Here is a 12,892-nt window from a genome sequence, read left to right on the forward strand (position 1 = left end):
TGCCCGACGATGTGCTGAGCCTCGCGGAGGACCCCGAGGCCTGGACGAATCCCTGACCGGCGTCCGGTCAACGAGCGGTCGCTTCCCGTCCCACGCGACTCGGGCAACACCAGCGGCAACGTCCACCGGCCGATCAGTCACCACCCCAGATTCCAGCGCGTCTCTTCGTCTAATTGGGGTCGTCTCCTGGTCGCACGGTAGGTCGCGGTCACAGCGCCCGCGTCGCATAGGCCCTGACGTCCGCGTCCGAGTCCGTCGTCGCGGTGGCCAGGGCTGTTCGGGCGTCCTCGACGGCACGGTGGCGGGTCAGTGCCGTCACGGCGGCCTTGCGGACGTCGGCGTTCGGGTCGGTGAGGGCCTTGGCGAGGGCCGGCACGGCCAAGTCGGAGTCTGCGGCGGACAGAGCGGTGGCGGCGCCAGCCCGCACCTGCCAGGCCAGGTCGGACAAGGCCGCCTCGGCGTGTGTGGCCAGGGCGGCCGGGCAGCCCGTCGTGCCCAGAGCCTCGTAGGCGGCCCCACGCACCAGGGCGTCGGAATCGTCGACGAGCGCGGCGAGGGCTGAGCGGACTGCCAGGTCCGAGCCTGTGCCCAGGGTGGCCAGGGCCTTGGCGATCGTGACGCGGACCTCGCGGGACGGATCGACGGTCGCCGCGCGGGCCACCTCTGCGGCGGCGTCGACAGACACGAGTGCCCGCACGGCCGCGATGCGTACGGCGATGTCGGAGTCCGACAGGGAGTCCGTGAACAGCTCGGCGTCACCGAGCCGCAGGGCACGCAGCACGTCCAGTGCGGCGGCGCGGACGGCGGGGTCGGCCTCGGACAGGGCGGCGGCGAGGCCGTGGCGCAGGGCCGGTTCCGGCGGCAGCGTCTCGACCAGTTCGCGCAGGGACGCCGCCGCGGCGGCGCGGACGCCGGCGTCGGTGTCGGTGAGCGCCGAGGCCAGTGCCGGTCCGGTGCCCGGCGGTACGGTCTCCGTCAGGACCGTGACGGCCGTCCGGCGCACGCTGGGCTCGGGGTCCGTCAAGTAGGCGGTGAGCGCGGAGAGGTCGGGCTCGTCCTCCGCGAGAGAGAGCAGTTCGAGCAGGCGAGGTGTGGCTGGCGCGTCCGCGTCGGCCCTGGGGTGGGCGGCTGTGTCGGCCAGGGCGGGTTCCTGCCGCAACGCCACCGGTGCCGCTTCCCGGGCCCCTGCCGTCGCCACATGTTCCGGGTGGACCTCGCCGAGGTGCCGGGAGGGGCCGCCGGCCGGGGCGAAGCCGTCGACCGGGACCAGGTAGGGAGCCACGGGACGGGCCGTGAACTCCATCGTCCCGGAGGGGGACTTGTACAGGTCGAGATGGTGGAACCAGGACGCGTCGTCGCGACGCGGATGATCGAGCCGGTCGTGGTAGAGGCCCCACCGGGACTCGGTGCGGGCCAGCGACGCGCGCGCGGCCATCTCGGCGCAGTCGCGGATGAAGGTGACCTCGACGCAGCGCATGAGTTCGTGGGGAGTGCGGGCGCCCATCGCGGCGATGTCGTCGCGCATCCGCTCGAAGGCCTCCAGCGCCAGGGAGAGCCGGGCGCCGGACTTCGGCGGGGCGACGTAGTCGTTCACGAAGCGGCGCAGTTTGTACTCGACCTGCGGCTGCGGCGGCCCGTCCGGGTTGCGCAGCGGGCGATAGACCAGCTCGTGCGCTTCCCGCACCTGCCCTTCGGGCAACTCGCCCTTGTACGCCCGGTATTGAGAGGCGTCGGCCCCCGCCAGGTCGCCGAAGACGAACGCTCCGATCATGTAATTGTGCGGAACGCAGGCCAGGTCGCCCGCGGCGTACAGTCGGGGGACGGTCGTACGGGCACGGTCGTCGACGCGGACGCCGGAGGCCGAGTGGCCGCCGCACAGGCCGATTTCGGAGATGTGCATCTCGACGTCGTGGGTGCGGTAGTTGTGGCCGCGGCCGGAATGGAAGGTCCCTCGGGTGGGCCGCTCGGTCGAGTGCAGGATCGACTCCAACGCGGAGACCGACTCCTCGGGCAGGTGGCTGAGCTTCAGGTAGACCGGGCCTCGGTCGGAGGCCACCTCCGCCGCGAACTCGGCCATCATCTGGCCCGACCAGTAGTCGGAGTCGACGAAGCGCTCACCATGCCGGTTGACCTGGTAGCCGCCGAAGGGGTTGGCGACGTAGGCGCAGGCGGGGCCGTTGTAGTCCTTGATCAGCGGGTTGATCTGGAAGCACTCGATGCCGGTGAGTTCCGCGCCGGCGTGGTAGGCCATGGCGTAGCCGTCGCCCGCGTTGGTCGGGTTCTCGTACGTGCCGTACAGGTAGCCTGAGGCAGGCAGACCGAGTCGGCCGCAGGCGCCCGTCGCCAGGATCACGGCACCCGCGCGGATGGTGACGAACGCGCCCGTGCGGGTGTGAAAGCCCACCGCTCCGACGGCCCGCCCTTCCGCCGTGAGTACCCGCACCGGCATCACACGGTTCTCGATGCGGATCCGCTCCCGCATCTCCCGGCGCCGCAGCTGCCGGTACAGGACCTTCTTGACGTCCTTGCCCTCCGGCATCGGCAGCACATAGGAGCCCGAGCGGTGCACCTGGCGGACCGCGTACTCGCCGTGCTCGTCCTTCTCGAACTTCACGCCGTACGCCTCCAGCCGCTGCACCATGGCGAAGCCACGGGTGGCGGTCTGGCGGACGGTGGACTGGTCGACGATGCCGTCGTTGGCGCGGGTGATCTCGGCGACGTAGTCGTCGGGCTCCGCCCGGCCGGGGATGACCGCGTTGTTGACGCCGTCCATTCCCATGGCGAGCGCGCCGGAGTGGCGGACGTGGGCCTTCTCCAGGAGGAGGACGTGCGCGCCGTGCTCGGCGGCTGTCAGGGCCGCCATGGTGCCGGCGGTGCCGCCGCCGATGACGAGGACGTCGCAGCTGATCTCCTCCGCGTCGGTGAGGGACGGGATCTGCAGGGGGGTGTCCACCGGGATGCCTTTCAAGAACCGAGTGACGTGAGGACTTCGCGCCGCAGGGCGATGCGCGTCGGATCGTCATGAGCGGCGCGGTCGCGCGGTCGCGGTACGTCTCGTACGGCGATGAGGCGGCCTGCGCCGAGCAGGGCCACGCGGTCGCCGAGGAAGAGGGCCTCGTCCACGTCGTGGGTGACGAAGACGACGGTCGCGCCCGTGCCCTGCAGCACCTGCACCAGCAGGTCCTGCATGCCGGCGCGGTTCTGGGCGTCGAGGGCGCCGAACGGCTCGTCCATCAGGACGGCGAGGGGCGTTCCCGCGAGGGCGCGGGCCAGCTGGGCGCGCTGACGCTGCCCGCCGGAAACGCGGTGCGGCAACTGCCGGACCTGCTCGGCGAGTCCGACCCGGGCCAGCCACGTCTCCGCCTGCGTGCGCCGTTCCGTGCGCGGCACTCCGCGGATGGCCAGCGGGAGTTCCACGTTGGCCCGCAGGGTGCGCCAGGGGAGAAGGGCGTCCTCCTGGAAGACAAGGGCGCGTTCGGCGGACGGGCCGGCAAGGGACTGCCCGTCCTGGCTGATCTCCCCGGCGAGCGGGGGCAGCAGTCCCGCCAGAGTGCGCAGCAGCGTCGACTTGCCACAGCCGGACGGACCGACGACGGTGACGATCTCACCCGGCCTGATGTCCAGGTCGACGCCGGCCAGGACGGGGGCGTCGGGGCGGCCGAGCGTGGCGGCGTGGAACGTGAGCCGGGTGCCGCGTACGGGGGACGGCGCCTTGTCCACCGTACGGAGGTCGGGCCTGGTGTCAGACCAGGTGCTCATCGCGTGCCTCCTCGGCGCCGGAGGGCTGGTCGGTGTGTGCGGCGGTGGGGGCCGGCCGGGCGGGCGCGAGCGTGCGGGGTGCCGCCGGCCGGGCTCCGGGGACGTACGACGTACGCGGCAGCCACCGGGTCAGGCGTCGGCCCAGGAGTTCCACCGCAGTGGAGGTGAGCCAGCCGAGGACGCCGATGGTGACCATGCCGACGAAGACGCCAGGGTAGTTGACGATCGTGTAGTCCTGCCAGGTGCGGTAGCCGACGCCGTACTGACCGGAGATCATCTCGGCGGAGATCACACAGATCCACGAGACGCCGATGCCGACCGACAGGCCGCCGAAGATGCCGGGCAGCGCGCCCGGCAGGACGACCGAGCCCAGGATGCGCCACCGGCCGCCGCCCATCGTGAGCACGGCCTCCTCCCACACGGGGGTCAGCGCACGGACGGCGTGCCGGGTGGAGACCAGGACCGGGAAGAAGGCGGCGGTGAAGGTGATGAAGACGACGCCCTGTTCGTTGGAGGGGAACAGGAGGATCGCGACGGGGACCAGGGCGATCGCCGGGATCGGGCGGACCACTTCCAGGATGGGGCCGAGCAGGTCCTCGGCGAGACGGGAGCGGGCCACGAGCACGCCCACCGCTACGCCCAGCACCGCGGCCAGCAGGAAGCCGGTGAGGATGCGGGTCAGGCTGTCGGTGAGGTCCGTCCAGTAGTCCGGCCCGGAGAGGCGTTCGGCGAAGGCATGGGCAACGTCGGTGACCGTGGGAAACTGCGAGAAGCGCAGCCACAGGTCGACGTCCAGGCCGGTCAGCAGCTGCCAGAGGCCCAGGGCTGCCACGAGGGCGGCCACCCGCAACGCATACCGGCCGATCGGCGGGAGGGGTCGCTGGTTACGGCCCGCTCGCGGCGCGGGCCGGCTCATGCGGCACGCTCCAGGGCGTCGGTGTAGGTGATGACGCGGGCGCCGCCGTGCGCGGAGACGTACGCCTGCGCGGTTTCCGGGGCCACGAAAGGCAGGAGTTTCTCGCCGTCGGCCACCCACACCGCCTTGTCGGCGAACCACAGGGTGCCGGTGGTGGTGTCGGGCACGTAGGCGGCGCGGATGCCGTCGCGGTGGGCGGCCACGTACCTCAGGAGCTGTGCCGGGGACTTGAAGGCCTTGGTCTCCTCGGCGCTCTTCGGCCACGCCTCACTCGCGGCCGCAGGGGGAGTAGCGGCGAGCTGCTTCGCGTACGACGCCCCGAGGGCCTTCTTCACGTACTGGTCGTCGACGAAGGAGTCCACGTCCACATCGCCGGTCAGCTTTGCCGCTTTCAGGACCGACACGTCCTGCTTGAGCGCGGAGACGAGCTGCGGCTTGACGGCCGGATCGAAGGTGGAGATGCCATGGGCGCCGTTGTAGAGGTAGACGACCTCGGCGGGCAGGCCGGTGGCCTTGGCGACCTTCTCGGCGGCGGTCACGGGATGGGTGTTGAGGTAGTCGGTGGCCTCGGCCTGGGCCTTGAGGAAGGCGTCCAGTACGGCCGGGCGCTGCTTGGCGAAGTCCTCGCGGGCGGTGACGCCGTGGAAGGTGGGAAGGTTCAGCTGGGCACCGTCGTACAGCGCCCTCGCCTTGCCCTGGAAAGCGAGCAGACCGGGCCAGGCGACGAACTGCGAGAGCGCGTCCGTACTGCCCGCGGCCAGGGCCGACGCACCCACGGCGGGCTGCTGGTTGAGCTTTTTGATGCCGTCGTTCGGGTCGATGCCGGCGCGCTGCAGGGCCCGTACGAGGGTGCCGTCGGCGGCGGAGCCCACGCTCGTGGAGACTTTCTTGCCCTTCAGGTCCGTCAGGGAGGTGAGCTTGGAGCCGGGGGCGGTGACGATGGTGTTGAGGCCGCCGCGGAGGTTGTAGCCGGTGACGGAGACCAGGCGGGTGGGCTTGCCGAGCTGTTTGCCGCGGGCGGCGTTGATGAGCAGGGGGAAGTCGCCCATCGAGCCGATGTCGATCTTCCCGGCGGTCATCTGGGCGGTGATGGGGGCGCCGGTGGCGTAGTCCTGCCAGTCGACCTTGTATGTCTTGCCGTCGTGGAGGGAGTTCAGCTGTTTCTCGAAGTAGCCGAGCGAGCGGAGGAGCGTCCCCGCGGTGACGGTGTTGATGGTCTTGGACTGGTAGCCGACGGTGACGGTGACGGTGGAGCCGTCACCGCCTGCCGCGGCGTTGCCGCCGCAGGCGGTGAGCGGTGCGAGGAGCAGGGCGGCGGCTGCGGCAAGTGCTGTGCGTTTCATGGGAGGTGTGACCTTTCACCGGAGCAGATAGGGCATGTTGACCGTGACGGCTCCGGTGGGACAGCGGGCCGCGCACGGGCCGCAGTACCAGCACTCGTCGACGTGCATGTACGCCTTGCCGGTGCTGTCGTCGATGGCGAGGGAGTCCAGCGGGCACATGTCCACGCAGAGGGTGCAGCCGTCGATGCACTTGGACTCGTCGATGGTCACGGGCACGTCGGCCCGCTGGGGTGCCAAGGGCATGGCTGTCTCCAGGGAGGTCGGGCAAGGATGGTGGTCGCGTCAGAGGGAGCGGTGCAGCAGGCCGCTCATGGTGATGCGGTCGCCGCGGAAACGGATGAACTCGAGATCGACCGGGCGGCCGTCGGAGAGGTGGGTGAGGCGTTCCAGCATCAGGACGGCGGCGCCCTGCGGGGCTTCGAGGACGGCTGCGGAGTGGGCGTCGGCGTTCACCGCCTCCAGGCTGATCTCCGCGTGGCCGAGACGCCGGCCGGTGAGCGTCTCCAGGAGCCGGAAGATGTCGGTGTTCTCCAGGTCCTCACCGAGCAGGGCGGTGCCGAGGTCAAAGGGGATGTAGGTGAGGTCGAGGGACAGGGGCAGGCCGTTCAGCCGGCGGAGACGTTCGATGTAGAGGACGTCGGCACCGGGCGGGAGGCGGAGGCGGTCGGCCACCGGGGCCGGGGCGGGGACGGGGCCCACGGTGCGGACCTCGTTGGTGACGTGGCCGTGTTCGCGAAGGGTTTCCGCGAGGCCCATCAGGCGGTCGAGACCGTGGGGGTACTTCTGGCCTACGACGACCGTGCCGACGCCGGGGAGGCGTTCCACCAGGCCCTCGGCTCGAAGCAGGTCCAGTGCCTGGCGGACGGTGTTGCGGGAGGCGCTGTATTCGGCGGCGAGGGTCGTCTCGTGGGGAAGCGTGCCGTCCGGGAACTCCCCGGCCAGGAGTTGGTGGCGGAGCAGGTCGGCGAGCTGGCGTGCCCGGTCCGCGCGCAGCCGTCGCCGCGCACGGTGGGCGGCGACGGTGGTCGCGCCCTGGCCGGCGTGGTCTCGGATGCGGTCCGCGGTTGACATGTTGTGGACCATACCTATCTGGTAGGGAAAGCGGTGTTGCTGGAGTATTGCGCCACCTGACACGCAGTCAGGTGTGATCTGACCTGCGGTTTTGTCCGACTGACGGGAAGATCTGCCAGCGCTGTGGCCTATGGCCCACGAAAACCAGCGAGGCGCTCAGCGGCGGAGTTCGCAGAGCCGATCCTCCCCATGCCTGAGGCGGCCCGCCTTCCCCGCACAACGGCGGCACCGGCTCCGCTGTGAGGTGATGATGCCTCTGCGGGCTTGTGCCGTGTGCGTGTGCGCGGCTGACGGGATCGGGCGGCGCACCCGCCGCCGCTCGGGACCAGTTCGTTCAGCGGGTGACCAGCAGGCCACGGCTGCGCAGCACCCACCGCTCCAGCGGGCTGAAGATCAGCAGATCGATGGCGATGCCGACGAGCAGGATCAGGAAGATGGCCAGGAACACCTGGGGCATGCTGGAGTTGTTCCGCCCGTTCTCCAACAACTGGCCCAGACCGACGCCCAGATCAGGCGAGGACGCGATGATCTCGGCGGCCATCAGGGACCGCCACGAGAACGCCCAGCCCTGCTTCAGCCCTGCCAGATAGCCGGGGAGCGCCCCCGGCATCACGATGTGCCAGGCCCCGCGCAGGCCGGTTGCGCCCATCGTCCGGCCAGCCCGCAGGAACAGCGGCGGAATCTGGTCGATGCCCGCGACGAGGCCGTTGGCGATGGACGGGACCGCGCCGAGCAGGATCACGGCGTACATCATCTTGTCGTTCAGGCCCAGCCAGATCACGGCGGGCGGCACCCAGGCCACGGACGGCAGCGACTGCAGGCCGGACAGGATGGGGCCGATGGCCGCCCGGACGAAGGCCACCCGGGCGACGATCAGGCCGAGCGGGGTACCGATGGCGAGCGCCAGCAGGAAGCCGAGCAGACCGCGGGAGACGGATGTCCAGATGTAGTCGAGCAGGGTGCCCTGGACCCAGGAATCGCGCACCTCGCCCCACACCTCGGAGGGTGCGGGCAGCTTGTAGTCGGGGGCGACGTTCGCCCACACCAGCATTTGCCAGACGACCAGTACCAGTGCCACAGCGGTGACAGGCGGCAGGACCTTGCGCAACAGCGTCTCGCGCAGTGGCGTGCGGCCGGACTGCACCGAGTCCAGGGCGTCGAGGCCGGCTTCCAGTCCCGCCAGACCATAAGCGTCCCGGGTCTGCTCGGCCGCTGTGGAGCCGTCCTTCTCGGTGTCGACGCCGGTGTCAGTGCTGGCCATGGCGGCGGATCTCCCCACGCAGTTCTTCGGTGATCTCGACGGACAGCTCGGCGACTGCGCTGTCCTCGATGCGACGTGGCTGCGGAATGCCGACGGTCCACTCCCGGGCGATGCGGCCCGGGCGGGAGGACAGCAGCACAACCCGCTGTGCAAGCCGTACCGCCTCGCGCACGTTGTGCGTCACGAACAGCACCGACAGTCCCGTCTCACTCCAGATGCGGGTCAGCTCGTCGTGCAGCACGTCCCGGGTGATGGCGTCCAGCGCGGCGAACGGCTCGTCCATCAGCAGCAGTCGGCTGTCCTGGGCCAGCGCCCGGGCCAGAGCGACCCGCTGGCGCATACCACCCGACAGCTCATGCACCCGCTTGCGGTGGGCGTCCGACAGTCGTACGAGTTCCAGCAGCCGTTCCGCCTCGGCGCGGCGCTCCTGCTTGGCCACGCCGCGCAGTTTTAGGGCGAGTTCGATGTTCTTGCCCGCGGTCAGCCATGGGAAGAGGGCGTGCTCCTGGAACATCAGGGCGGGACGGCCGTCCGTGGCGATCGTGCCCGTGGACGGCTGGTCCAGTGCCGCGACCAGGTTGAGCAGGGTGGACTTGCCGCAGCCGGAGGCTCCCAGGAGGGTGACGAACTCGCCCGGTGCGACGTCGAGCGTGATGTCGTCCAGCACGAGCTGCCGTCCACCGGGCGTGCCCGGCGCGGGGAAGGACTTCGAGACGTGCTCGATACGGGCGGCGTACGTCACCGCCGTGGCGTCCTCGGCAGCCTTGGCGATCGTGGTGGCCATGGTCGTCACCTCCTGGGAATTCATCGGGTCCGGCTCCTGGTTACTCGGCGCCGAGGCCGGCGTCGTCGACCTCGCTTTTGCCTTCGGCCTTCAGGACCTTGTTGAGGAGCGTGAGGTCGTAGATGCCCTTCAGGTCGGGCTTCTCCAGCAGACCGGCCTTGACCGCGTGCTCCGCCTCGGTGTTGAGGGTGGAGGCCAGCGGGTCGTCGGTGAACTGGATGGACTTCCAGGCGGGGTCGATGACCTCGGCGGGCAGCGTCTTGCCCGACAGCTTTTCCAGCGCCTTGTTGGCGGTGGCCTTCGCATCGTCCGGGTTGGCGTTGATCCACGCGTTAGTCTTCACCGAACCGCGCAGCACAGCTTCGACGACGTCCGGGTGCTCCTTGAGGAACTTCTGCGACACGATGATGTTCGTGATCACGAACTTCTTGTCGGGCCACAGCGTCGACTCGTCGAGCAGTACCTTGCCGCCCTCGGCGACCAGCTTGGACGCGGTCGGCTCCGGTACCCAGGCGCCGTCGATGGAGCCGGACTTGTAGGCGTCCGGGGTGATCTTGTTGTCCGTGCGGACGACGGAGACGTCGCCCTTGCCGCTCTCGGCGTCGACCTTCCAGCCCTGGTCCGCGATCCAGTTGAGGAACGAGACGTCCTGGGTGTTGCCGAGCTGCGGGGTGGCGATCTTCTTGCCCTTGACGTCCTTGAGGGACTTGATCTTCTTCGGGTTGACGACGAGCTTCACGCCGCCGGAGGCGGAACCGCCGATGATGAGCAGGTTCTTGCCGTTCGACTTGGTGTAGCCGTTGATGGAGGGGGAGGGACCGATCCAACCGATGTCGATGGACCCGGCGTTCAGCGCCTCGATCTCGGAGGGCCCGGCGTTGAAGGTTGAGGCCTTGATCGTGGTGCCGCCGAGCTCCTTCTGGAACAGGCCCTCCTGGACGCCAACCAGAGCGGTGGCGTGCGTGAGGTTGGGGAAGTAGCCGATCTTCACTTCGTCGGCGGAGAGCTTCTTGGCGCCCGCCGCGGCCGCCGGGGTCTGCTTGCCGTCATCGGTGGACTTGGAGCCGTAGCCGCAGGCGGTGAGCAGGAGGGGGAGCGCGGCTATGACGGCGAGGGTGCGCAGGGTGGTGAGCGGTCTTGCGGCAGACACGGAGGTGTCCTCTCAAGGAAGGAGTGGCGATCAAAGAGGTGTGGGATGGCGTGCTGAGGTCTCAGACCGGCCGACAGATGGCGGTGGACGTACGGCCGAAGTCGATGTGACGACGCGAGGTCAGCACGGGCAGCACCCGGTCTGCGCTGCTGAGCGCTCCCACGGCCACCCCCTGATCCCTAGTTTTCCTACCTGGCTAATAGGGATCGTGGCAGAAGGTAGCACCCGCCCCAAGGGGGAGTTCACGTAATGGACGCGACTATCTCAATCCTTGGGATCAGTGGCGATTGGCCCAGCGTGTCAGCGGTTTTTCCCGGACGAGGGGAATCGCTCACGCCTCTGCCTCCAGACCCACACGCCGAGCGAGGCGGAGAACTGATCGGCGACCCGCTCAAGTGCCTCCCGTGCGGCGGGCCCCACGACGCCCCCCGTGTCCTCCCGCACATCGATGTGCTTGTTCAGCACGAACCAGCTGGCGTGATGTGCGCGGGGCCCATGGAGGTGAACACCGGGCGCAGCCCGTAGTCGATCGCCAGGGCGTGTGCCGTGCTCCCGCCGATTGAAAGCGGTAGCACGGTCACGCCCTCCAGCGCGCACTGCGACAGCAGATCGAGCAACGCCTTCAGCTGCCCCGAGTGCGCGGCCTTGTAGAGCGGGATGACAATGACTACGCCGTCGGCGCTACGGAAGCGCTCGATGGCGTGGACGGTCCAGGTGGCCGATGTCCGCGTGCAGCAAGGCTTCGGCCGGAAGGGTGCGACATCGAGGGCGATCACGTCGTGTCCCTGGGCTGCGAGCCGGGCGTCCAGGCGGCGCAGCGGACAGGCCGTGCTTGCGCGGCCTGCGTCCCCGCCAGATTACCGCCCTCGCTGGGCTGGAAGCGGCGCTGATCGGTCTGGCCGGCGGGCTGGCCGGGCTGGGCGTCGCCGCACTGACCGGCCGCCTCGCCTTCGGTGCCGCCTCCTTCGGAGCGGGCGCGGGCACCTGGGCCTGGTACGGCACCGCCTTCGTGCTGGGTGCCGCCGTAGCTGCCGGACCGTCCTCGTCCCCGCCCTGCTGTGGATCGGCGCCGCCCTGCTGCTGTGGCGGCTCACCCTCGTCGCCCTCACTCACGGCCGCCCCGCCCTGGCCCGGCTGGCCCGCCCGCTGACCGCGACCCTCGCCGGCACCACCGCCGCCACCCTGTCCCGGCGCCGCCGCCCCCTGGCCCGCTCGGTGGTGCTGCTCGCCCTCGCCGTGTCCTTCGCGCTCTCCACCGCCGTCTTCAACGCCACCTACCGCCAGCAGGCCGAGGGCGACGCCCGCCTGACCAACGGCGCCGACGTCACCGTCACCGAACCACCCGGCGCCCGACTCTCACCCAGTGCAGCCGGCTTGCTGAAAGTCTCCGGCGTACGGCACGTCGAACCCCTCCAGCACCGCTTCGCCTATGTCGGCTCCGACCTGCAGGACCTCTACGGCGTCCGTCCCGACACCATCGCCCGGGCCACCTCACTCCAGGACGCCTACTTCGCCGGCGGCACCGCCCAGCAGCTCATGCGCAAGCTGGCCCAGCGCCCGGACAACCTGCTGGTCAGCGTCGAGACCGTCAAGGACTTCCAGCTCGCTCCCGGCGACACCGTCAACCTGCGCATCCAGGACGCCCGCACCACGGCCCTGCGCACCGTCCCCTTCCGCTACGCCGGTATCGCCAAAGAGTTCCCCACGGCGCCGAAGGACAGCTTCTTCGTCGCCAACGCCTCCTACATCGCCAAGGCGACCGGCAGCGACGCGGTCGGCGCCTTCCTCCTCGACACCGGCGGCACCCACCCGAAGCAGATCGCCGCGCGCCTGCGCTCGCAGCTCGGCACCAGCGCCACCGTCAGCGACCTCACCCAGACCCGCGGCACCGTCGGCACCAGCCTTACCTCCGTCGACCTGGCCGGACTCACCCGCATCGAACTCGCCTTCGGCCGTCCTGCTGGCCGCCGGAGCCGGAGGACTCGTCCTCGCCCTCGGGCTCGCCGAACGCCGCCGCACCTTCGCCATCGCCACCGTCCTCGGGGCACGCACACGCCAGCTGCGGGGCATGGTCCTCACCGAGGCCCTCCTGCTGGCCGCAGCCGGCCTGGCCGGGGGTGCCGTCATCGGGTGGGCGCTGTCGGAGATGCTGATCAAGGTACTCACCGGCGTGTTCGACCTGCCGCCCGCCGCCCTGGCGGTGCCCGGCGTCTACCTGACCCTGACCGGACTGGCCGCGCTGATCGCCGTACTGGCCGCAGCCCTGAACGGCATCCGCAGTGCCCGGCGCCCCGCGGTGGAGGAACTCCGCGACCTGTGAGCCCGCCTGCAGGGGAGCGACCTGTCTACTCTGTTGCCATGGGCACGCCTGCCGCACCGGACCGCGGCCGCCTGCACATCCTGGTCGTCGAGGACGACGACACCATCGGACGCCACCTGGAAACCGGCCTCCGTGTGAACGGCTACGCCTCCGCCTGGAGCCGCACCGGTGCCTCGGCCCTGACGGAGACGGACCCGCACCGCCTACGACGCCGTTCTCCTGGACCTCGGCCTGCCCGACCTCGACGGACTGGACCTCGCACGCACCCTGCGCGCCCGCCTCCCCGAC

General features: G+C 70.3%; 13 protein-coding genes. 2 read left to right on the forward strand and 11 right to left on the reverse strand.

Features of this window, described 5'->3' with window-relative positions; translation table 11 throughout:
* Positions 1-208: 208 nt before the first annotated feature.
* The 10 genes from IE249_RS33725 to IE249_RS39385 all read right to left on the reverse strand — a co-directional run bounded on the left by IE249_RS33725 (position 209) and on the right by IE249_RS39385 (position 11,060).
* Entirely contained in the window at positions 209-2,953 is a 2,745-nt protein-coding gene (locus tag IE249_RS33725) for a fumarate reductase/succinate dehydrogenase flavoprotein subunit (RefSeq protein ID WP_189711043.1), read from the reverse strand.
* Positions 2,954-2,964: 11 nt separating this feature from the next.
* A complete protein-coding gene (locus IE249_RS33730; protein WP_189711045.1) occupies positions 2,965-3,759 on the reverse strand; it encodes an ABC transporter ATP-binding protein in 795 nt (264 codons plus the stop codon).
* Positions 3,743-4,675, reverse strand: a complete 933-nt coding sequence (locus IE249_RS33735; protein WP_189711047.1) for an ABC transporter permease — start codon at positions 4,673-4,675, stop codon at positions 3,743-3,745. Before IE249_RS33735 ends, IE249_RS33730 begins: the two co-directional genes overlap by 17 nt.
* On the reverse strand, positions 4,672-6,018 hold the full coding sequence (locus tag IE249_RS33740) for an ABC transporter substrate-binding protein (protein ID WP_189711049.1): 1,347 nt from the start codon (positions 6,016-6,018) through the stop codon (positions 4,672-4,674). Before IE249_RS33740 ends, IE249_RS33735 begins: the two co-directional genes overlap by 4 nt.
* 15 nt (positions 6,019-6,033) lie before the next feature.
* Complete coding sequence (locus IE249_RS33745) at positions 6,034-6,261, reverse strand: 4Fe-4S dicluster domain-containing protein (protein WP_030180763.1); 228 nt, start codon at positions 6,259-6,261, stop codon at positions 6,034-6,036.
* A 39-nt stretch (positions 6,262-6,300) separates the two neighbouring features.
* A complete protein-coding gene (locus tag IE249_RS33750; protein WP_189711051.1) occupies positions 6,301-7,089 on the reverse strand; it encodes a GntR family transcriptional regulator in 789 nt (262 codons plus the stop codon).
* 334 nt (positions 7,090-7,423) lie between these two features.
* The gene (locus tag IE249_RS33755) at positions 7,424-8,350 is read right to left on the reverse strand and encodes an ABC transporter permease (protein ID WP_189711053.1); all 927 of its coding nucleotides are present in this window, start codon (positions 8,348-8,350) and stop codon (positions 7,424-7,426) included.
* A complete protein-coding gene (locus tag IE249_RS33760; protein WP_189711073.1) occupies positions 8,337-9,134 on the reverse strand; it encodes an ABC transporter ATP-binding protein in 798 nt (265 codons plus the stop codon). Before IE249_RS33760 ends, IE249_RS33755 begins: the two co-directional genes overlap by 14 nt.
* A gap of 40 nt (positions 9,135-9,174) precedes the next feature.
* Positions 9,175-10,284 carry an aliphatic sulfonate ABC transporter substrate-binding protein gene (locus IE249_RS33765; protein ID WP_189711055.1) on the reverse strand — a complete coding sequence of 370 codons (1,110 nt, stop codon included), beginning with the start codon at positions 10,282-10,284 and terminating at the stop codon, positions 9,175-9,177.
* A gap of 458 nt (positions 10,285-10,742) precedes the next feature.
* A complete protein-coding gene (locus IE249_RS39385) occupies positions 10,743-11,060 on the reverse strand; it encodes an NAD(P)H-dependent oxidoreductase (protein ID WP_229859877.1) in 318 nt (105 codons plus the stop codon).
* Positions 11,061-11,116: 56 nt separating this feature from the next.
* On the opposite strand from IE249_RS39385, the gene IE249_RS39390 reads away from it, so the two are divergent.
* Positions 11,117-11,434, forward strand: a complete 318-nt coding sequence (locus tag IE249_RS39390; protein WP_229859878.1) for a hypothetical protein — start codon at positions 11,117-11,119, stop codon at positions 11,432-11,434.
* 341 nt (positions 11,435-11,775) lie between these two features.
* On the opposite strand, the gene IE249_RS39395 is transcribed toward IE249_RS39390, so the two are convergent.
* Positions 11,776-12,312: a hypothetical protein gene (locus tag IE249_RS39395; protein ID WP_229859880.1), complete on the reverse strand. Its 537-nt coding sequence runs from the start codon at positions 12,310-12,312 to the stop codon at positions 11,776-11,778.
* Here IE249_RS39395 and IE249_RS39400 point away from each other — a divergent pair.
* Positions 12,245-12,604, forward strand: a complete 360-nt coding sequence (locus IE249_RS39400) for an FtsX-like permease family protein (protein ID WP_373304530.1) — start codon at positions 12,245-12,247, stop codon at positions 12,602-12,604. The genes IE249_RS39395 and IE249_RS39400 overlap by 68 nt on opposite strands.
* Positions 12,605-12,892 lie beyond the last annotated feature (288 nt).

Source organism: Streptomyces anandii JCM 4720 (genome assembly GCF_014650655.1).
Taxonomy (GTDB): Bacteria; Actinomycetota; Actinomycetes; order Streptomycetales; family Streptomycetaceae; genus Streptomyces; species Streptomyces anandii.